The organism is Sphingobium sp. Z007, from assembly GCF_900013425.1.
Taxonomy (GTDB): Bacteria; Pseudomonadota; Alphaproteobacteria; order Sphingomonadales; family Sphingomonadaceae; genus Sphingobium.
Genome location: NZ_FBXK01000005.1, coordinates 1,575,375 through 1,594,374, shown reverse-complemented (window position 1 = coordinate 1,594,374; position 19,000 = coordinate 1,575,375). Strand labels below are relative to the sequence as shown.

The window sequence follows — 19,000 nt, the reverse complement described above, 5'->3', positions numbered from 1 at the left end:
TGCCCCCGCATGTGCGGCTGAGCACATAGAGATAACGCGGCCAAGTAAACGTCCGGTTTACGGAATCAAAAAGGGCGACCGTGAAAGCCGCCCTTTTCCGTCAACGATGGTTAATTACTATTTACCGATCGACTGTAATTATTGGTCCAGGAAGGACCGCATTTTACGCGAGCGCGACGGATGCTTGAGCTTGCGCAGCGCCTTCGCCTCGATCTGGCGGATACGTTCGCGCGTCACACTGAACTGCTGGCCCACTTCCTCGAGCGTATGGTCGGTATTCATGCCGATGCCAAAGCGCATGCGCAGCACGCGCTCCTCACGCGGGGTGAGCGAGGCAAGGACGCGGGTGACCGTCTCTTTCAGATTCGCCTGAATGGCGGCATCCACAGGAATGATCGCATTCTTGTCCTCGATAAAGTCGCCCAGATGGCTGTCTTCCTCGTCGCCGATCGGCGTTTCGAGAGATATCGGCTCCTTGGCGATCTTCATCACCTTGCGGACCTTTTCCAGCGGCATGGACAGGCGTTCGGCCATTTCCTCCGGGGTCGGTTCGCGGCCCTGCTCGTGCAGGAACTGGCGGCTAGTGCGGACCAGCTTGTTGATGGTCTCGATCATGTGGACTGGGATGCGGATGGTCCGCGCCTGGTCCGCGATCGACCGGGTGATCGCCTGCCTGATCCACCAAGTGGCGTAGGTGCTGAATTTATAGCCGCGGCGATATTCGAATTTATCCACCGCCTTCATCAGGCCGATATTACCTTCCTGAATGAGATCAAGGAATTGCAGGCCACGGTTCGTATATTTTTTAGCGATGGAGATGACCAGGCGCAGGTTCGCCTCGACCATTTCCTTCTTCGCCAGGCGCGCTTCGCGTTCGCCCTTTTGCACCATGTTCACGATGCGGCGGAACTCGCTGAGCGACATGCCGGTCGCCTGGGCGATTTCGCCGATCTCGTTGCGGATGCGATCGACCGCGCGCCCTTCGGCGGCGACGAAGGCGGTCCACTTCTTGTCCAGACCGCCGACCTTGTCGAGCCAGCCATCGTCCAGTTCATGGTTCACATAACGGTCGAGGAAATCCTTGCGCGGCACTTTATGCCGTTCGGCCAGCCGCAGCATCTGTCCACCGAGCGCGGTCAGGCGCCGGTTATAGGCATAGAGCTGATCGACCAGATATTCGATCTTCTGCTGGTGGAACTGCACGCTCTCGACCTGCGCAGTGAGGCTTTCGCGCAGTTCCTGATAGTCGTCCTCGTCCTTTTGGCTGAGCACTTCGCCAGTGCTCATGGCGACCATGCGCGACGCCTGGGCGGCGGAGAAAGCGCGAAAGATTTCAGTTATAGTGGCGAACTTCTCAAGCGCCATCGGCTTGAGCGTCTCTTCCATCTGGGCCAGGGAGAGGGTGTTGTCCTCTTCCTCTTCCTCTTCTACGCGACGGGCGCGGCGTGCGGCGCCTTCCTCGTCCTCGTCCGCGTCAGCGGGTTCCTCCTCCGGCTCTTCTTCTTCCTTGAAGCTGGGGCCGGCGGTCTTCTCGCTGATCTCGCCATCATCGTCCTCGGCGCCTTCCTCCAGGCTTTCCGGGGCAGGATCTTTGGACAGCATGGCGTCGAGATCGAGTATCTCGCGTAGCTGCATTTCGCCATTGTTCAGCGCGGTCGACCATTCGATGATCGCGTTAAAGGTCGTCGGGCTTTCGCACAGGCCCAAAATCATGGTGTCGCGACCAGCCTCGATCCGCTTGGCGATGGCGATTTCGCCTTCGCGGCTGAGCAGTTCCACCGCGCCCATTTCGCGCAGATACATGCGCACGGGATCGTCGGTGCGATCGACCGTTTCTTTCTTCTTTTCGGTGATGAGCTTCGGGCCGTCATCGTCGCCCGCCTCATCTTCGGCGTCCTCGGCGTCTTCGCGCTCGCGCTGCTCGTCGCCGTCTTCGCTCGCTTCTTCGTTTTCGACGATGTTGACGCCCATGTCATTGAGCGCGGACATCACGTCCTCGATCTGCTCGGAGGACATCTGGTCCTGCGGCAGGGCGTTGTTCAACTCGTCATAGGTGATGTAGCCGCGCTTCTTAGCGCGCGCGATCAGCTTTTTGACAGAGGCTTCGTTGAGGTCGAGCAGGGGGGCATCGCCGCCTTCATCCCCGCCATCGCCTGCACCTGCCGCACTCTTGCTGTTCGCCTTGGTCGCCATGTATTCGCCTTAACTCCGCCGCCCCTTGCGAGGGCGATCTCATCAAATAATGTCTTCGGGCTGGCCTAGTTCCGCCAAGCGGATGAGATGGTTGCGATGAGCCACCAGCGCACGATGTTGCGCCAGCAAATTCTCATCACTCACATCCGCCTTCACCCGCTCGGTCGCCACGGCCAAATTCCGCTCAAGCTCTGGTCCCTGCGTCATAACCCGAACGGCTTCCTCAAGATCGCGTGCGACGCGATCAGGATCGGTGGTCGTCCTGTCGGGAGTGAGTTTCAACGCGTCGGCCCGGAGCATCCCCTTAGCCATATTATACAACTCACCTTGCCCCAATATGGTAAGGAGGGCCTGCGTTTCAACTGTTTCTTTGCGGAAGGACGTGCTTATCATCACGTCCAGCAACTGCGCCAGCAGCGGATCACCGATTTGCAGGGCCGACAGCATCTCGCGATGCGGCCGAATCAGTTCGGGATGGCGCAGCAGGCTGGCCAGGACTGCGCGGAGCAGCCGTTGTTCCAGGCCATTGGTGCCGATCGCGCGGGCTTCGAAGCCGGCCGCGGGAATCGGCGCTTTCCAATTGCCGCGCTTGTCCCGTTGCCAGCGGCCGCCATCGCTGCCGCCACGCGCCGGCCTTTGCGTCGGACCGCTCTCGCGCCTTGCAAAAAAGCGCGCGTCATAGCGTTCGCGAAATGCATGGGCGTAATGGGCGCGCACGTCGGGATGGGCGATCGCATCCGTTATGGCGCGCAGCCGCTGCTTGAGCGCGGCCTTCTGTTCGGGTGTTTCGAGCGGCATGGCGCTGAGCTCATGGCTCCACAGCCGTTCGATAAGCGGTTCGGCAGCCTTCAGCACCGCATCCATCGCTTGGGGGCCGCTGTCGCGGATCAGATCGTCCGGGTCTTTGCCCGGCGGCAAAGTGGCGAAACACAGGCTGTGGCCGGGGCGCAGTAGGGGCAGCGCGCGCATGGCGGCGCGGATCGCGGCCTTCTGTCCGGCCGCGTCGCCATCGAAGCAGAGGATCGGCACCTCGACCATTTTCCACAATCGTTCGATCTGATGTTCGGTCAGCGCGGTGCCAAGCGGGGCGACGGCGTCGTCGAAGCCCGCCTGCGCCAGGGCGATTACGTCCATATAGCCTTCGACCACGATCACCCGCTCGGTCTGGCGGCTGGCGGGGGAGGCGCGGTCGATATTATAGAGCGTGCGCCCCTTGTCGAACAACGGCGTATCGGGCGAGTTCAGATATTTCGGCTCGCCCGCACCCAATATGCGGCCGCCAAAGGCGATGACGCGGCCGCGAATGTCGCGGATGGGCAGCATCAGGCGGCCACGGAAGCGGTCATAGCTGTCGCGTTCGCCGTCTGGGTCGATCAACAGGCCGGCCTCGACCAGCATCGGCTCGCCGAAATCCTTGAGCGCGCTTTTCAACCGACCGCGACCGTCAGGGGAAAAGCCGAAACCGAAGGCACGGCGGGTCGCGTCGCTTATGCCGCGCTTTTGCAGATAGGCGCGCGCTTCGCCGCCATCGATGCCGCCCAGTTGCTCCTCGAAAAAGCCCTGCGCCGCGGCCATGGCGTCATGCAGGCCCTTGGCCGCTTCCGCCCGTTTGGCCGCACGCGGATCGGGCGCGGGCACATCCATGCTCGCCGCCTGCGCCAGTTCCTTGACCGCCTCCATGAAGGGCAGGCCGCGCTGGTCGGTCATCCAGCGGATCGCATCGCCATGCGCGCCGCAGCCGAAGCAATGGTAGAAGCCCTTCTCGTCGTTGATCGTGAAGCTGGGCGTCTTTTCGTTATGGAAAGGGCAGCAGGCTTTGTACTCGCGCCCCGCTTTGGTGACCTTGACGGTCTTGCCGATGAGGGTGGAAAGCAACGTGCGCGCGCGCAGTTCGTCCAGCCATTGGGGAGTGAGGGTCATGCGTGGCGCTCAGAATTTGGCACACTACATCCGTTCGTTTCGAGCGAAGTCGAGAAACGGCTAGCACATTCCTTGCGTTTCTCGACTTCGTTCGAAACGAACGGAGTTTGCGGATTGTCTCGTTCTTTTGGCGGCCGAGCGAAATGCGAAACCAAGGACCAGTTGCCCGCTATCAACGCTTCCTTTTTCGCCCGCGACCATCCGCCAACGATGCGCTCCGCCTCCAACGCCTCGATTCGTGTTCCAAATACTTCGCTCCAGACCAAGACCACTGGTAGGCGACGCTTGGTAAATTCGCTGCCCTGTCCGCATTGATGCTGACCGATGCGATATTCCAGATTGTCGGTATGGCCGGTGTAATAGCGACCGTCGGAACATTTGAGCATGTAGGTCCAGAACGCCATTGGTGGAATATGCCTGAACCCGCGCGCGTGTCGAGCATAGTGCTATGCGTTTCTCGACTTCGCTCGAAACGAACGGACGATGAGGCTTGTCTCAGCCCCTCGCGTCAGGGGGAGGGGTGTTTCACACGACTCTTTACGAAAGCGCCGCCTTCACCAGCCCGCTTGCCTTGCTCATGTCGATCACGCTGCCATGGCGTTCCTTGAGCACCGCCATCACCTTGCCCATGTCCTTCACGCTTGCCGCGCCGACCTCCGCCTTGATCCCCTCGATCGCCGCTTTCGTCTCGTCCTCACTCAGCTGCGCGGGAAGGAAGCCTTCGATCACCGCAAGCTCCGCCTGTTCCTTGGCCGCCAGTTCTTCGCGGCCGCCGCTGGTGAACATCTCGATCGATTCGCGGCGCTGCTTGACCATCTTCTGGAGCACTTCGACCACGATGGCGTCGTCGTCCGGCATGGTCGACGCAGTGCGCAGTTCGATGTCGCGATCCTTCAGCTTCGCCAGTATCAGGCGGACGGCCGCCAGCCTTTCCTTGTCGCCGGCCTTCATGGCGGTGATCTGGGCGCTCTTGATGGTATCGCGAATCATCGACGAATGAATCCTGTGTCTTGCGGAAAGGAGCAGATATAGCGGCAAAAGAGATTTTTAACAGACGTTGACCTTGCGGGCGCGGGGGCATAGGTGACCGGCCGTTTAACCCGCATCAGACGGGTTCCCGCAAAAGCATAAAGGACGCTGACACCATGGCTGACGCCAAGACCCTCATTGTGCCTAAAGGAGCGACAGGGGTCGTGGTTTTCGCCGATGGCAGCGCTGTGTTCGGCCGCGGCTTTGGGGCGGTCGGCGAAGCGGTGGGCGAACTCTGCTTCAACACCTCCATCACCGGCTATCAGGAGATCATGACCGATCCCTCCTATGCCGGGCAGATCATCAATTTCACCTTTCCCCATATCGGTAACGTCGGCACCAACCTGGACGATGTCGAGGCGGATAATCCATACGCGCTGGGCTGCATCGTGCGCGAGGATGTGACCGCGCCCAGCAATTTCCGCAATGTCGAACCGTTCGATCAGTGGATGGCGGAAAACGGCCGCATTGGCCTCGCCGGGGTCGATACCCGCGCGCTGACCCGCCTGATCCGGGTGAAGGGCGCGCCCAATGTCGTTATCGCGCATGATCCCGATGGTGCGTTCGACATCACCGCGCTGGCGGCCAAGGCGGCGGGCTGGCCGGGGCTGGAGGGCATGGACCTGGCCATCGCAGTCACCGGCAAGGAAACGCGCCTGTGGAAGGATGGCGGATGGACGCTGGGCAAGGGCTATGATGTGGATGCCACCGACGCACTGGAAACGGTGGCGGCGGGCTATCCGGCCAGCGATGCCGAGGGCAACCCGCTGCTTTTCGCGGAACAGGATTTGCCGACCCCCGCGCCGCGTCCACATGTCGTGGCGATCGATTATGGCGCGAAGAACAATATTTTCCGCAATCTGGTGAAGGCCGGCGCGCGCGTGACCGTGCTGCCCGCGACCGCGACGTTCGAACAGGTGATGGACTTGCAGCCCGACGGCGTGTTCCTGTCCAATGGCCCTGGCGATCCGGCAGCGACCGGCGCCTATGCCGTACCGGTGATCGCCGCGTTGCTGACCGAGAATGTGCCGATCTTCGGCATTTGCCTGGGGCATCAGTTGCTGGGTCTGGCGGTCGGCGCCAAGACGATCAAGATGCATCAGGGTCATCGCGGCGCGAACCATCCGGTCAAGCGGCTGGACGATGGCCTTGTCGAGATCACCAGCATGAACCACGGCTTTGCGGTCGATGCCGCCACGCTGCCCGCCAATGTCCGCGCGACCCATGTGTCGCTGTTCGACGGCAGCAATTGCGGCATCGAACTGACCGACAGGAACGCCTTCTCGGTGCAATATCACCCCGAAGCATCGCCGGGGCCGCAGGACAGCTTCTACCTGTTCAAGCGCTTCGTGGCGGGCCTTAAAGGGCCTGTCGCGGCATGAGCATCAACCTCCCTCCCGTCGATGAAGCCCGCCTCGCCGCCGAGTGGGAGGCGGACCGCGAAGTCCTCGCCAATCTCGCCGCCAATGGCGACGTGGCGCGGATCGCGCGGCCGGTGGACGTGTCCTTCCGCGGCAGCGAAAAGGATTTCGATCGGCTGCTCACCATCGCCAGCCAGTTCGGCATGGTCGAACTGGACCGGGAAGAGGATGACGAGGGCGACCTGTTCCTGTTTCTGGAATGTGTGCAGCCGGTCGATGAAGCGTCGATCCGCGCGCTGACCCGCAAATGCCTCCAGATCGAAATCCTCTGCGGCGTCGAATATGACGGCTGGGGGTGCGAGGCGCAGACGGGGGCGGTGCATTGATTGATTTGCCGCCGCCATCCAACGTGCCCATTATGGAGGCGGTTGTAAGCTGTGGCGTATCGCGCTCCGGTGTGTCTCTTCGTTATGAAGCGCTCTTGCAGAGCGACGTGCTGTCAATTGCGGCGTCGAGCGGGGCGACGGACAAAATGTTCGAATGCATTCGCTCTGCGACATGGGCGCGCGCGATGGTTGAGTTTGAGGAACCGGAAATTGGTGCCCGCTACCAGGCGTATGACAACGCTGAAGCTGGCGCGCTGATGAAGGCGATGGCGCAGGAAAAGATTCGCAAAGCTGGGAAACAGGATACATTCCCCAGCTACTCCGCTGAACGGCCGTTGGCCGAATATCTAAAAGCGCTGGAAGTATTCTGCGGCCTTAATCCGGGAAGCGCTTTTGAAGTGATCGGGGCTGACAGCTTTACCTACAAAAAAGATTTCCTCACCTTTCCTACAAACCCCGGTGCCAAGTGCCTGACTGACGCGTGGATGGCGTCGGGTTTGGACCAGCATGGCATCCGCCTTGTGTTCATCGGAAACGCGGCCGTTGAAGAGAGAAAAGAAGAATAATGCCCAAACGCACCGACATCTCCTCCATCCTCATCATCGGCGCTGGCCCGATCATCATCGGCCAGGCGTGCGAGTTCGATTATTCGGGCACGCAGGCGGTGAAGGCGCTCAAGGAAGAGGGCTATCGCATCATCCTGGTCAATTCCAACCCGGCCACGATCATGACCGACCCGGAATTTGCCGACGCGACCTATGTCGAGCCGATCACGCCTGAAATCGTGGCGAAGATCATCGAGAAGGAGCGGCCGGATGCGGTGCTGCCGACGATGGGCGGGCAGACGGCGCTCAATACCGCGCTGGCGCTGTTCAACGACGGCACGCTGGAGAAGTACGGCGTGCAGATGATCGGCGCGGATGCCGAAGCGATCGACAAGGCGGAGGACCGGATCAAGTTCCGCGACGCTATGGACAAGATCGGGCTGGAATCGGCCCGATCGCGCATTGCGCATACGATGGAAGAGGCGTTGGAAGGGCTGGAGTTTACCGGCCTGCCATCGATCATCCGGCCCAGCTTCACCATGGGCGGCACCGGCGGCGGCATCGCCTATAATCGCGACGAGTTCATGACCATCGTACGCGGCGGACTGGATGCGTCGCCCACGACCGAGGTGCTGATCGAGGAGTCGCTGCTCGGTTGGAAAGAATATGAGATGGAGGTCGTGCGGGACCGTAACGACAATTGCATCATCATCTGTTCGATCGAGAATGTGGACCCGATGGGCGTCCATACCGGGGACAGCATCACCGTCGCCCCGGCGCTGACGCTGACCGACAAGGAATATCAGATCATGCGCAATGCATCCATCGCGGTATTACGTGAAATCGGTGTGGAAACAGGCGGTTCCAACGTGCAGTTCGCGGTTAATCCGAAAGACGGCCGCCTGGTCGTGATCGAGATGAACCCGCGCGTGTCGCGGTCTTCCGCGCTGGCGTCTAAGGCGACCGGCTTCCCGATCGCCAAGGTCGCGGCGAAGTTGGCGGTGGGTTACACGCTGGACGAGATCACGAACGACATCACCGGCGCGACGCCGGCGTCGTTCGAACCGACGATCGACTATGTAGTGACGAAGATTCCGCGCTTCGCCTTCGAAAAGTTCAAGGGCGCCGAGCCGCTGCTGGGCACCGCGATGAAGTCCGTTGGCGAAGTCATGGCGATCGGCCGCAACATCCATGAATCGATGCAGAAGGCGCTGCGCGGGCTGGAAACCGGCCTGTCGGGCTTCAACACAGTCGATCATTTGGTCGGCGCGCCCAAGGATGATATCATCGCTGCGCTCGCCCAGCCGACGCCGGACCGGCTGCTGGTCGCCGCGCAGGCGCTGCGTGAAGGGCTGAGCGTTCAGGAAATCCATAACATCGCCAAGTTCGATCCCTGGTTTTTGGACCGGATCAAGGAAATCGTGGACGCGGAAGGCGAAGTGCTGGCCAACGGCCTGCCGCGCGATGCGGACGGGATGCGGCGCCTCAAATCCATGGGCTTTTCCGACAAGCGCCTGGCTTATCTGGCGCTCAAGTCGGCCAATCTGGCGGGGAATGAGCGTGGCATCGCGCGCGGGTCGGGCCTGATTCATGAAGCGGTGGTCGCCATGACCGGCGGCGTGACCGAGGATGAGGTGCGCAAGCTGCGCCACAAGCTGGGCGTGCGCCCGGTCTTCAAGCGCATCGACACCTGCGCCGCCGAGTTCGAGGCGAAGACGCCGTACATGTATTCGACCTACGAAGCGCCGATCTTTGGCGAGGCGGAGAATGAATCCGCGCCGACCGATCGTGAGAAGGTCGTCATCCTGGGCGGCGGGCCGAACCGGATCGGGCAGGGGATCGAGTTCGACTATTGCTGCGTTCACGCCTGCTTCGCGCTTAGCGAAGTCGGCTATGAAACCATCATGATAAACTGCAATCCTGAGACGGTTTCTACTGATTACGATACGTCGGACCGGCTCTATTTCGAGCCGCTGACGGCCGAGGATGTGCTGGAAATCCTGCATGTCGAAATGTCGAACGGGACGCTGAAGGGCGTGATCGTGCAGTTCGGCGGCCAGACGCCGCTCAAACTGGCGCAGGCGCTGGAGGATGCGGGCATCCCCATTCTGGGCACCAGCCCGGATGCAATCGACCTGGCCGAAGATCGCGAGCGGTTCGCCGCGCTGATTGACAAGCTGAAGCTGCGCCAGCCCGCCAACGGCATCGCCCGCAGCCGCGAAGAGGCGATCGCAGTGGCCAACCGGATCGGCTATCCCGTGCTGATGCGGCCCAGCTACGTGCTGGGTGGCCGGGCGATGGAGATTGTCGACGGCCAGGCGCAATTGGAGGAATATATCACCACGGCGGTCAAGGTGTCGGGCGATTCCCCGGTCCTGATCGACCAGTATCTGCGCGACGCGATCGAGGTCGATGTTGACGCGCTGTGCGATGGCGAGGATGTCGTGGTCGCGGGCGTGCTGCAGCATATCGAGGAAGCCGGCGTCCATTCGGGCGACAGCGCCTGCTCGCTACCCCCATACAGCCTGTCGGACGATATCATCGCAGAGATTGAGCGGCAGACCGAAGTGCTGGCCCACGCCCTGTCGGTGCGCGGCCTGATGAACATCCAGTTCGCGGTCAAGGACGGTGTCGTCTATCTGATCGAGGTGAACCCGCGCGCCAGCCGGACCGTGCCCTTCGTCGCCAAGGCGATCGGCACCCCGATCGCCAAGATCGCGTCGCGCGTGATGGCGGGGGAGAAGATCAAGGATCTGCCCAAGATCGACCGCAATGCGATCAACCATGTCGCGGTCAAGGAAGCCGTCTTCCCCTTCGGCCGCTTCCCCGGCGTCGATCCCGTTCTCTCGCCGGAAATGAAGAGCACGGGCGAAGTCATGGGCATAGACAGCAATTTCGCCACCGCCTTCGCCAAGGCGCAGATCGGGGCGGGCACGATGTTGCCGACCGAGGGGACGGTGTTCATCTCGCTCAAGGACAGCGACAAGCCGGTCATCCTGCCTGCCGCGCGCAAGCTGGTGGACATGGGCTTCAAGCTGATCGCGACCGGCGGCACCGCCCAATATCTGGAGGATCAGGGCATCGCCGTGCAGCGGGTCAACAAGGTCGCAGAGGGCCGTCCGCACATCGTGGACAAGATCACCGATGGTGATGTGCAACTGATCTTCAACACCACCGAAGGCTGGCAGTCATTGAAAGACAGCAAGGCGATCCGCATCAGCGCGCTGCGCCACAAAATCGCCAGCTTCACTACGGCCGCCGCCAGCGTCGCTGCGGCCGATGCGATCGAGGCTTTACGGGGTCATGCCCTTGAAGTGCGCTCGCTCCAGTCCTATTATCCCCTGTCGCAAGCCTGATCCCCTGCACAAGGAAGCATGCTGCGGGTGGCCCGACGTTCGGGTCGCCAAAGGGAAGTTTTGACGAAGGATTTGCACTCATGGCGACCGTCGAGAAGATGCCGATGCTGCAGATGGGCTATGACAAGCTCACCGCGCAGCTCCGCGAGTTGAAGGCCGAGCGGCCTTTGATCGTGGACGCCATCGAAGAAGCGCGCGCGCACGGCGATTTGTCCGAAAACGCCGAATATCACGCCGCCAAGGAGCGGCAGGGCCAGGTCGAGGCGACGATCAACGACCTGGAGGACAAGCTGTCCCGCGCCCAGGTCATCGACCCCAAGACGCTGTCGGGCGACAAGATCGTGTTCGGCGCGACCGTGACCCTGCTCGATGAAGACGACAAGCCGGTGAAATACCAGATTGTCGGCCAGGCCGAAGCCGACGCCAAGCAGGGCATGATCAGCTATAACAGCCCGCTGGGCCGCGCGTTGATCGGCCGCACGGTGGGCGAGGATGTAGAAGTGTCGGTGCCGTCCGGCGACAAATTCTATTCGGTCGATAAGATCGATTTCATCTGACCGTGAAGCTGCCGGCTGGCCGACTGACCAATGGGATCGGGGTGATTACGGTCGCCGCGTTCCTGCTGATCTATCTGACTGGACAGGTCGATAACGCCGCGGTCGTCGGTGGCTTCATTCCTGCGCGCCTGGGCGATCCGGCGCTGCTGGCCGGGATGGCGGCGGTGCCGACCTGGCTGACGCCGCTCAGCTGCACCTTCATTCACGCCGGCTGGCTGCATATCGGCTTCAACATGTTGATGCTGCTCTTTTGCGGGCGGCAGGTGGAGCATGTGCTGGGTTGGGCCGGGACGCTTCTCCTCTATGTCCTTGGCGCTTATGGCGCATGCCTGGCACAATGGGCGATCGATCCGGGATCGACCAATCCGATGGTCGGCGCCAGCGGCGCGATTTCCGCAATCATCGCGCCCTATGCGCTGCTTTACAGCCAGCAGCAGGTGCGCTCGATCGGGCCTCTGTCGGCTAATCTGGTGCGTGTGCTGTGGCTGGCGGGCGCGTGGATCGCGGTGCAATTGATGATCGGGCTGGCGAGCGGTGCGGGTATGAGCGAGCTCGGCCAGATCGCGATCGCCGCGCATATCGGCGGCTTCTTGGCAGGCCTGGCGCTGACCCGGCCGCTTCTGCGCTGGCGCTTCAGGAAAAAGCCGCGCGCGGTGCATTGAGATGGAGCCCTGTTCCCCGGCGAAGGCCGGGGTCCAGTAACAAGCGGAGGTCTGAACCCCGGCCTTCGCCGGGGAACAGCGTGCTTGACTTAAGCGCCCGGCAGTTCCGGTTCCAGTAAGCGGTGCAGATGTACGATGACATAGCGCATCTCGGCATCATCAACCGTGCGCTGCGCCGCGCCGCGCCATGCCTTTTCGGCTGACGCATAGTCGGGATATACGCCAACCAGATCGACTTTGCTGAGATCCTGAAATTCGAGAGTCTGCGGATCGGTTACGCGACCACCCAGCACCAGATGCATTTTGCTCATGGCGTTATCTATTCTCCTTATGCGTATCGCGATGCCTTAGCATCGTCACCGCGATACGCCAAGAAGAGCAAGACGGCAGGTCGATTGCGTTTGCCGCAATTGCGATTAGCTTTTGGGCAACCGCGCCTTGATCGCGTCGCTCAGGGCATCGACTTTTGCCGCGACCAATGCGGTCACTTCGTCGGCCAGCTTCGATGCCTTGGCGGGCAGATCGGACGCGACAACAGTGTCGCGGGCGTCCGATGCTACGTCGCCTGCAGCGTGGAGGGCATGGGCCGCGCTTTGCTTAGCCGTCTTGGCACCTTCCGCAGCAGCGGCACGCGCCGCGGCGCTGGCCTCCAGAAGACGCGAGCCGGCGGTCACCGCGAACCCCGGCAGCGCCTTCATGGCGGCGCGGCTCTTGGGGAACATCCAGGCGACGACAGCGCCGACGGCGACGGCGCCGGCCACCGCGACGATCGGATGCTCCTGCACGATCTGGTTGGCGCGGGTGGCCACGCGCTGGGTCTTGTCGCGCGCCTCGCCATAGGCTTCGCTCGCCTTGTCGCGGCTGGTCTGGATCAACTCGCCCGCGCTTTCGCGCGCTTTTTCGCCGGTATCCTTGATCCGGTCGGAAGCGGTTGCGGCGGCGTCGTTCGCTGCTTCACGGGCGCGGCTCAATTGGGCGCGGATGTCAGCCATTGTCATTCTCCACATTGTCTGATTGGGTGTCCTGGAAGCGAACGTATAACCGACGGAAAAGTGCCGCCAGCGGACGCCGCGCCAGAAAGAGTCCGAAGGCCGCAACTGCCGCACCGACCGCAAAGGGCCGTTGCTGCGCCTTCGCTGCCGCGGTGGCGACGCCGTTCAGCACGGCGTTGCTCGCCTTGTCCTTCACATCCTGTTTGAGCCTGGCAGGCGCTACGCGCGCCTTGGCCTCCTGCGCCGTAAGGTGGAGACGACCGCGCGCCAGGTCCGCGCGCGCACAGGCTTCGCGATAACGAGCTTCCAGCGTCATGGCGCAATCGCCTTCTTCATACGGGTGATGGCCCCTTTCGCCGCGAAGAGCAGGATGAGGACCATCAGCAATCCTCCGCCGACGACGATCAGTGTCGCCCATAGCGGCGCGACCAGCTGCGCCAGCGCGATGGTGAGTCCAACCAGGAGAGCGACGATGGTAGCGAACGCAAGCATCAACGCCACGATGCCGAAGATCGCTACATTGCGTATGCCCGCGCCAATAATGCTGGCCCGCAACTTCTGTTTTTCCGCTTCGGCGGCTGCATAGGCGCGACCGTCGGCGTAGAGGCGGGCGATCACCTCTCTAACGCCTTCCTGGGCCGGCGTGCCGTCATCGGGCGCGCCATCGCGCTGCCCATCGGTGTGCGGCGTCACCGCCGTATCCGCTGGATCGTCTATCAATTGGGCCTCCGTCCCGCCGTGCAGGATCGTGCGTCGGTCAGGAAATGATGGGCGGGATCAGGCCTTGTCGTCCGATCCCTTGGCCAGGCGCATCAGCACGAAGCCGACCACAGCCGCAGCGCCGATGGCGACCGCCGGGCTTTTGCGCACGAAATCACGCGCTTCACCAAGCAGCTCATCGACATCCTTGGCATCGAGCGTGTCGGCTGCGCCCGCGACGGATTCTGCCGCCTGGCGGGCATAATCACCATATTGCGGTCCCAGCTTGGCATCGACCGTCCCGGCGGTTTCGGCAATCAGCTTGGCCAGGCTCTGCATGGCGGTGCCGGTCTTTTCCTTGGCGACGCCGGCGGCCGATTTGGCGGTCTTGCCGGCCTGTTCCTTGATCGGCTCGATATGCGCTTTCCAATCGACTGCGGACAGTTTGTCGGTCGCCGCTTTCGCGGCCTTTTCCGCCTTTGCCTTGATGGGCGCGATCTGGTCGGCCCATCCGGCATGCGTGCCGTTGCTGGGGGGCGTTATCGCTGCCTTGCGCGTGGCCGCCTTCTTGATCGGGGCTGATGCGACCGGTGCGGATGATGGTGTGGCGATCGCCGATTTGGCAGGCTTTGCCTTAACCGTCGTGGAGACGGGCATCTTCTTCACGCGCTTGGGCGTTTCGGGGGTGTCAGCCATCGTCTCAATCTCCCTTTCAAAAGCAGTATGGCGGCCGCGAAGGCCGGCGGGCATCATCGAACAAATGCATCGCGGCGGCCTACAGTTCCGTTGCCGTTACATTTTCGACCATCGGCATTTTTTGCGTCCGCGCAAGCCCCGCATTGCCAAGGGGGAGGGCGCTGGCTAAGCGGAGCGCACATTCCCGGCCACCGGCCGCCCGTTACGACGCTAAGTGCAGGAGCGATCATGACCGCCATTCTCGATATTCACGCCCGCCAGATACTCGACAGCCGCGGCAATCCCACCGTTGAAGTCGATGTCATGCTGGAAGATGGCAGCTTCGGCCGCGCCGCGGTGCCGTCGGGCGCGTCCACCGGCGCCTATGAGGCGGTGGAAAAGCGCGACGGCGACATGAGCAAATATCTGGGCAAGGGCGTGCTGGCCGCCGTGGCGGCTGTCAATGACGAGATTGCTGGCGAACTGATCGGCTTGGACGCCGAAGACCAGGGCGAAGTCGATGCCGCGATGATCGCGCTGGACGGCACGGACAACAAGTCGCGCCTGGGCGCCAACGCGATCCTGGGCGTCAGCCTCGCCGCGGCTAAGGCCGCTGCCGATGCGCGTGGCCTGCCCCTCTATCGCTATGTCGGCGGCGTCTCCTCGCATGTTCTGCCGGTCCCGATGATGAACATCATCAATGGTGGCGAACATGCCGACAACCCGATCGATTTTCAGGAATTCATGATTATGCCGGTCGGTGCGGACAGCATCGCGGACGCCGTGCGGATCGGGTCGGAAATCTTCCATACCCTGAAAAAAGGCCTGCATGACAAGGGGCTGGCGACATCGGTCGGCGACGAGGGCGGCTTTGCCCCCAACATCGCATCGACTCGCGACGCGCTCGACTTCATCCTCGCGAGCATCGAGAAGGCGGGCTATACGCCCGGCGACGATGTCGTTCTGGCGCTCGACTGCGCCGCCACCGAATTCTTCAAGAACGGCAGGTATGAGATTTCGGGCGAGGGCCTGTCCCTGTCGCCGGTCGAAATGGCCGATTATCTTGCTGCGCTCACCGCCGACTATCCGATCAAGTCGATCGAGGACGGCATGAGCGAGGATGATTTCGAAGGCTGGAAGGCGCTGACCGATAAGATCGGGCATCAGGTGCAGTTGGTCGGCGACGACCTGTTCGTCACCAACCCGGCGCGCCTGTCTATGGGCATCGGCAAGGGGCTGGCCAATTCGCTGCTGGTCAAGGTCAATCAGATCGGCACGCTCACGGAGACGCTAGCGGCGGTCGATATGGCTCACCGCGCGCGCTACACCGCCGTGATGTCGCATCGGTCGGGCGAGACCGAAGACGCGACCATCGCCGACCTCGCCGTCGCCACCAATTGCGGGCAGATCAAGACGGGCTCGCTCGCCCGTTCGGACCGGCTCGCCAAATATAACCAGCTCATCCGTATCGAGGAAGAGCTGGGCGATATCGCCGTTTATGCGGGGCGCTCGATCTTCCGCTAAACATCAGCAGACTCGGCTGGCCGCAAGCGACGCATTTTTCGCTTGCCGCCAGCCTTTTCCTGTGATTCTTCTGGGCCATGGCGCATATCGCTAAACTTCGTCTCCTTATCTGGTCGGCCATTGGCCCTGCGATCGCGCTGCTGTTGCTGCTGTTCTTCGCGGGCTATGTGGTGCTGGGGTCAAACGGCGTGCTTGCCTGGGGGGACTATTCGCGCCAGTTGCATGAAGCGAAGACGGAATTGAAGCAGGTGCAGGAAGCGCGCGCCGAACTGCGCAACCGGGTCGATTTGCTCAACCCGCGTCGCGTCGATCCCGACCTGTCGGACGAACTGATCCGCCGCCAGCTGGGGGTCATCCATCATGACGAAGTGGTAGTGCCGCTCAACTGAGCAGCGTCATGTTGCGCAGGTTCGTGAAATGATTTTGCGTTGAAGATGCCGTCTCGGTAATTTTACTACGAACGGCGAAAGGCTGTGTGTAGCAGGCAGGTTTCTCGCCATCAATTTTTGGCTGCGGCTATTGGTTCTACCCGGATTCCGTGGGGTCCGCCGTTGCAATATATGCAACTCTGCCGCTATATCGGCCTTCCTTCCATCCTACCCCCACGCAAAAGGATAAGAGCCTTGGCGAAACCAACGACGCCGCGTGCTTCGACTGCAAAGGCGAAAGCGGCTGCACCCGCTGCCGGTGCGGACCACAATCGGCCTCGCCCGCAAACCCCGACCGATTATAAGGCCAGCAAGGAAGAGTTGCTGGAATTTTATCGTCAGATGGTTCTCATCCGCCGCTTCGAGGAAAAGGCCGGCCAGTTGTACGGCTTGGGCCTGATCGGCGGCTTCTGCCATCTCTATATTGGCCAGGAAGCAGTCGCGGTCGGCATCCAATCCGCGCTCAAGCCCGGCAAAGACAGCGTTATCACCGGCTATCGCGACCATGGTCACATGCTCGCCTATGGCATCGACCCCAATGTCATCATGGCGGAACTGACCGGTCGTGGCGCGGGCATTTCCCGTGGCAAGGGCGGTTCGATGCACATGTTCAGCGTCGAACATAAATTCTTCGGCGGCCATGGCATCGTCGGCGCGCAGGTGTCGCTGGGCGCGGGTCTGGGCTTTGCGCATAAATATAATGGCGATGGCGGCGTGTGCGTCGCCTATTTCGGCGATGGCGCGGCCAACCAGGGCCAGGTTTATGAATCGTTCAACATGGCCGAATTGTGGAAGCTGCCGATCATCTTCGTGATCGAGAACAACCAATATGCCATGGGCACCAGCGTCAACCGCGCCTCGTCCGAAGACCAGCTTTACCGCCGCGGCGAAAGTTTCCGCATCCCCGGCCTCCAGGTCGACGGCATGGACGTTCTGGCCGTGCGCGGCGCGACCGAGGAAGCGCTCAAATGGGTGCAGGAGGGCAATGGCCCGATCCTGCTGGAAATGAAGACCTACCGCTATCGTGGCCACTCCATGTCCGACCCGGCCAAATACCGGTCGCGCGAGGAAGTGCAGGCGATGCGCGACAAGTCCGACCCGATTGAGGGCGCGAAGAAATATCTGATCGAGGCCGGCGTCAGCGAAGACGAGATCAAGGGTATCGACCAGGCTATCCGCAAGACCGTTGCCGAGGCGGCCGATTTTGCGGAAAGCTCGCCCGAACCTGAAATGTCCGAACTCTATACCGACGTGCTGGTGGAGCAATATTGATGGGTATCGTAATCAAGATGCCGGCGCTCTCGCCGACCATGGAAGAGGGCACGCTGGCCAAATGGCTGGTGAAGGAAGGCGATGAGGTCAAGTCCGGCGACATCCTGGCCGAGATCGAGACCGACAAGGCGACGATGGAATTCGAAGCCGTGGACGAGGGCAAGATCGGTAAGATCATGATCGCCGAAGGCACCGAAGGCGTGAAGGTCGGCACCGTCATTGCCGAGATGGCGGGCGAAGGCGGCGAAGACGCAGCGCCCGCACCTGCGGCCAAGACAGAAGACGCGCCCGCAAAGCCCGAGTCCGCCCCTGAAGCCCCCAAGAAGGCCGAAAGCGGCACGTCCAAGCTGGCGTCGGAAGCCAAGGCGACCGTGGCCGACCCGGACCTGCCCGAAGGCACCGAATATGTAAAGACGACCGTGCGCGAAGCGCTGCGTGACGCCATGGCCGAAGAAATGCGCAAGGATGAGCGCGTGTTCGTGATGGGTGAGGAAGTCGCGGAATATCAGGGCGCCTATAAGGTGACCCAGGGCCTGCTGGACGAATTTGGCGACAAGCGCGTCATCGACACGCCGATTACCGAATATGGCTTTGCCGGCATCGGGACGGGCGCGGCCATGGGCGGCCTGCGTCCGATCATCGAATTCATGACGTTCAACTTCGCCATGCAGGCGATCGACCACATCATCAATTCGGCGGCCAAGACCAATTATATGTCCGGCGGCCAGATGCGCTGCCCCATCGTGTTCCGCGGCCCCAATGGCGCCGCCAGCCGCGTCGGCGCGCAGCATAGCCAGAATTACGGTCCCTGGTATGCGTCCGTCCCCGGCCTGATCGTCATCGCGCCCTATGATGCGGCGGATGCCAAGGGCCTGCTCAAGGCTGCGATCCGATCGACCGATCCGGTCGTGTTCCTGGAGAACGAGCTTCTCTACGGCCGCAGCTTCGACGTGCCCAAGGTCGATGACTATGTCCTGCCGATCGGCAAGGCGCGGATCATGCGTCCGGGCAAGGACGTGACCTTGGTCAGCTATTCGATCGGCGTGGGCCTGGCGCTCGACGCGGCGGAGACGCTGGCAGGCGAAGGCATCGATGCGGAGGTCATCGACCTGCGCACGCTGCGCCCGCTCGACACCGCGACGGTGCTGGAAAGCCTTAAGAAGACCAACCGGCTGGTTGTGGTGGAAGAAGGTTGGCCGACCTGCTCGATCGCGTCGGAAATTGCGGCCGTGGTTATGGAGCAAGGCTTCGACGATCTGGACGCCCCGGTGCTGCGCGTGACCAATGAAGATGTGCCGCTGCCCTATGCGGCGAACCTTGAAAAGGCGGCGCTGATCGACGCCGCCCGCGTCGTCGCGGCGGCCAAGAAGGTCTGCTACCGCTAAAGCTGGACGACCTGCG

19 protein-coding genes are annotated in these 19,000 nt (G+C 62.0%); 10 read left to right on the top strand and 9 right to left on the bottom strand.

What is annotated here, in order from left to right; translation table 11 throughout:
• Positions 1-138: 138 nt before the first annotated feature.
• The 4 genes from rpoD to CEQ44_RS15715 all read right to left on the bottom strand — a co-directional run bounded on the left by rpoD (position 139) and on the right by CEQ44_RS15715 (position 5,103).
• Complete coding sequence (gene rpoD / locus CEQ44_RS15730) at positions 139-2,193, bottom strand: RNA polymerase sigma factor RpoD (RefSeq protein ID WP_088183207.1); 2,055 nt, start codon at positions 2,191-2,193, stop codon at positions 139-141.
• 42 nt (positions 2,194-2,235) lie between these two features.
• Entirely contained in the window at positions 2,236-4,113 is a 1,878-nt protein-coding gene (gene dnaG, locus CEQ44_RS15725) for a DNA primase (protein ID WP_088183206.1), read from the bottom strand.
• A complete protein-coding gene (locus tag CEQ44_RS15720) occupies positions 4,110-4,517 on the bottom strand; it encodes a GIY-YIG nuclease family protein (protein ID WP_088183205.1) in 408 nt (135 codons plus the stop codon). The genes dnaG and CEQ44_RS15720 overlap by 4 nt, the downstream gene beginning before the upstream one ends.
• A 133-nt stretch (positions 4,518-4,650) precedes the next feature.
• Positions 4,651-5,103, bottom strand: a complete 453-nt coding sequence (locus CEQ44_RS15715) for a GatB/YqeY domain-containing protein (RefSeq protein WP_088183204.1) — start codon at positions 5,101-5,103, stop codon at positions 4,651-4,653.
• Between the two features lie 155 nt (positions 5,104-5,258).
• Between CEQ44_RS15715 and carA the strand changes: the two genes are divergently transcribed.
• The 6 genes from carA (at position 5,259) to CEQ44_RS15685 (ending at position 12,009) form a co-directional block, all read left to right on the top strand.
• Positions 5,259-6,524 carry a glutamine-hydrolyzing carbamoyl-phosphate synthase small subunit gene (gene carA / locus CEQ44_RS15710; RefSeq protein WP_088183203.1) on the top strand — a complete coding sequence of 422 codons (1,266 nt, stop codon included), beginning with the start codon at positions 5,259-5,261 and terminating at the stop codon, positions 6,522-6,524.
• A complete protein-coding gene (locus CEQ44_RS15705; RefSeq protein WP_088183202.1) occupies positions 6,521-6,889 on the top strand; it encodes a ribonuclease E inhibitor RraB in 369 nt (122 codons plus the stop codon). Before carA ends, CEQ44_RS15705 begins: the two co-directional genes overlap by 4 nt.
• Positions 6,886-7,455, top strand: coding sequence for a hypothetical protein (locus tag CEQ44_RS15700; RefSeq protein WP_140419295.1), 570 nt, complete (start codon positions 6,886-6,888; stop codon positions 7,453-7,455). Before CEQ44_RS15705 ends, CEQ44_RS15700 begins: the two co-directional genes overlap by 4 nt.
• Positions 7,455-10,790: a carbamoyl-phosphate synthase large subunit gene (gene carB / locus CEQ44_RS15695; RefSeq protein WP_088183200.1), complete on the top strand. Its 3,336-nt coding sequence runs from the start codon at positions 7,455-7,457 to the stop codon at positions 10,788-10,790. The genes CEQ44_RS15700 and carB overlap by 1 nt, the downstream gene beginning before the upstream one ends.
• An 80-nt stretch (positions 10,791-10,870) precedes the next feature.
• Positions 10,871-11,347 (top strand): transcription elongation factor GreA, encoded by a 477-nt coding sequence (gene greA / locus CEQ44_RS15690; protein ID WP_088183199.1) that lies wholly within the window; start codon positions 10,871-10,873, stop codon positions 11,345-11,347.
• 2 nt (positions 11,348-11,349) lie between these two features.
• Positions 11,350-12,009, top strand: coding sequence for a rhomboid family intramembrane serine protease (locus CEQ44_RS15685; RefSeq protein ID WP_088183198.1), 660 nt, complete (start codon positions 11,350-11,352; stop codon positions 12,007-12,009).
• Positions 12,010-12,098: 89 nt separating this feature from the next.
• Here CEQ44_RS15685 and CEQ44_RS15680 read toward each other — a convergent pair whose 3' ends face one another.
• From CEQ44_RS15680 to CEQ44_RS15660, 5 genes are all read right to left on the bottom strand, one after another.
• On the bottom strand, positions 12,099-12,320 hold the full coding sequence (locus CEQ44_RS15680) for a DUF4170 domain-containing protein (RefSeq protein ID WP_088183197.1): 222 nt from the start codon (positions 12,318-12,320) through the stop codon (positions 12,099-12,101).
• A 105-nt stretch (positions 12,321-12,425) separates the two neighbouring features.
• Entirely contained in the window at positions 12,426-13,001 is a 576-nt protein-coding gene (locus CEQ44_RS15675; protein WP_088183196.1) for a DUF883 family protein, read from the bottom strand.
• Positions 12,994-13,317 carry a hypothetical protein gene (locus CEQ44_RS15670; RefSeq protein ID WP_088183195.1) on the bottom strand — a complete coding sequence of 108 codons (324 nt, stop codon included), beginning with the start codon at positions 13,315-13,317 and terminating at the stop codon, positions 12,994-12,996. The genes CEQ44_RS15675 and CEQ44_RS15670 overlap by 8 nt, the downstream gene beginning before the upstream one ends.
• Positions 13,314-13,721 (bottom strand): hypothetical protein, encoded by a 408-nt coding sequence (locus CEQ44_RS15665; RefSeq protein ID WP_088183194.1) that lies wholly within the window; start codon positions 13,719-13,721, stop codon positions 13,314-13,316. Before CEQ44_RS15665 ends, CEQ44_RS15670 begins: the two co-directional genes overlap by 4 nt.
• Positions 13,722-13,778: 57 nt before the next feature.
• Positions 13,779-14,396 (bottom strand): hypothetical protein, encoded by a 618-nt coding sequence (locus CEQ44_RS15660; RefSeq protein ID WP_088183216.1) that lies wholly within the window; start codon positions 14,394-14,396, stop codon positions 13,779-13,781.
• 228 nt (positions 14,397-14,624) lie between these two features.
• On the opposite strand from CEQ44_RS15660, the gene eno reads away from it, so the two are divergent.
• From eno to CEQ44_RS15640, 4 genes are all read left to right on the top strand, one after another.
• Complete coding sequence (gene eno / locus CEQ44_RS15655) at positions 14,625-15,899, top strand: phosphopyruvate hydratase (RefSeq protein WP_088183193.1); 1,275 nt, start codon at positions 14,625-14,627, stop codon at positions 15,897-15,899.
• Positions 15,900-15,976: 77 nt separating this feature from the next.
• Positions 15,977-16,288: a septum formation initiator family protein gene (locus CEQ44_RS15650; protein WP_088183192.1), complete on the top strand. Its 312-nt coding sequence runs from the start codon at positions 15,977-15,979 to the stop codon at positions 16,286-16,288.
• Between the two features lie 234 nt (positions 16,289-16,522).
• The gene (gene pdhA / locus CEQ44_RS15645) at positions 16,523-17,599 is read left to right on the top strand and encodes a pyruvate dehydrogenase (acetyl-transferring) E1 component subunit alpha (protein ID WP_088183191.1); all 1,077 of its coding nucleotides are present in this window, start codon (positions 16,523-16,525) and stop codon (positions 17,597-17,599) included.
• A complete protein-coding gene (locus CEQ44_RS15640) occupies positions 17,599-18,984 on the top strand; it encodes a pyruvate dehydrogenase complex E1 component subunit beta (RefSeq protein WP_088183190.1) in 1,386 nt (461 codons plus the stop codon). Before pdhA ends, CEQ44_RS15640 begins: the two co-directional genes overlap by 1 nt.
• Positions 18,985-19,000: the final 16 nt, after the last annotated feature.

Bases quoted from the DNA above. Each gene is read 5' to 3' on its own strand.
- rpoD (WP_088183207.1), bottom strand. From the start codon at position 2,193: ATGGCGACCAAGGCGAACAGCAAGAGTGCGGCAGGTGCAGGCGATGGC.
- dnaG (WP_088183206.1), bottom strand. From the start codon at position 4,113: ATGACCCTCACTCCCCAATGGCTGGACGAACTGCGCGCGCGCACGTTG.
- CEQ44_RS15720 (WP_088183205.1), bottom strand. From the start codon at position 4,517: ATGGCGTTCTGGACCTACATGCTCAAATGTTCCGACGGTCGCTATTAC.
- CEQ44_RS15715 (WP_088183204.1), bottom strand. From the start codon at position 5,103: ATGATTCGCGATACCATCAAGAGCGCCCAGATCACCGCCATGAAGGCC.
- carA (WP_088183203.1), top strand. From the start codon at position 5,259: ATGGCTGACGCCAAGACCCTCATTGTGCCTAAAGGAGCGACAGGGGTC.
- CEQ44_RS15705 (WP_088183202.1), top strand. From the start codon at position 6,521: ATGAGCATCAACCTCCCTCCCGTCGATGAAGCCCGCCTCGCCGCCGAG.
- carB (WP_088183200.1), top strand. From the start codon at position 7,455: ATGCCCAAACGCACCGACATCTCCTCCATCCTCATCATCGGCGCTGGC.
- greA (WP_088183199.1), top strand. From the start codon at position 10,871: ATGGCGACCGTCGAGAAGATGCCGATGCTGCAGATGGGCTATGACAAG.
- CEQ44_RS15680 (WP_088183197.1), bottom strand. From the start codon at position 12,320: ATGAGCAAAATGCATCTGGTGCTGGGTGGTCGCGTAACCGATCCGCAG.
- CEQ44_RS15675 (WP_088183196.1), bottom strand. From the start codon at position 13,001: ATGGCTGACATCCGCGCCCAATTGAGCCGCGCCCGTGAAGCAGCGAAC.
- CEQ44_RS15670 (WP_088183195.1), bottom strand. From the start codon at position 13,317: ATGACGCTGGAAGCTCGTTATCGCGAAGCCTGTGCGCGCGCGGACCTG.
- CEQ44_RS15660 (WP_088183216.1), bottom strand. From the start codon at position 14,396: ATGGCTGACACCCCCGAAACGCCCAAGCGCGTGAAGAAGATGCCCGTC.
- eno (WP_088183193.1), top strand. From the start codon at position 14,625: ATGACCGCCATTCTCGATATTCACGCCCGCCAGATACTCGACAGCCGC.
- CEQ44_RS15650 (WP_088183192.1), top strand. From the start codon at position 15,977: ATGGCGCATATCGCTAAACTTCGTCTCCTTATCTGGTCGGCCATTGGC.
- CEQ44_RS15640 (WP_088183190.1), top strand. From the start codon at position 17,599: ATGGGTATCGTAATCAAGATGCCGGCGCTCTCGCCGACCATGGAAGAG.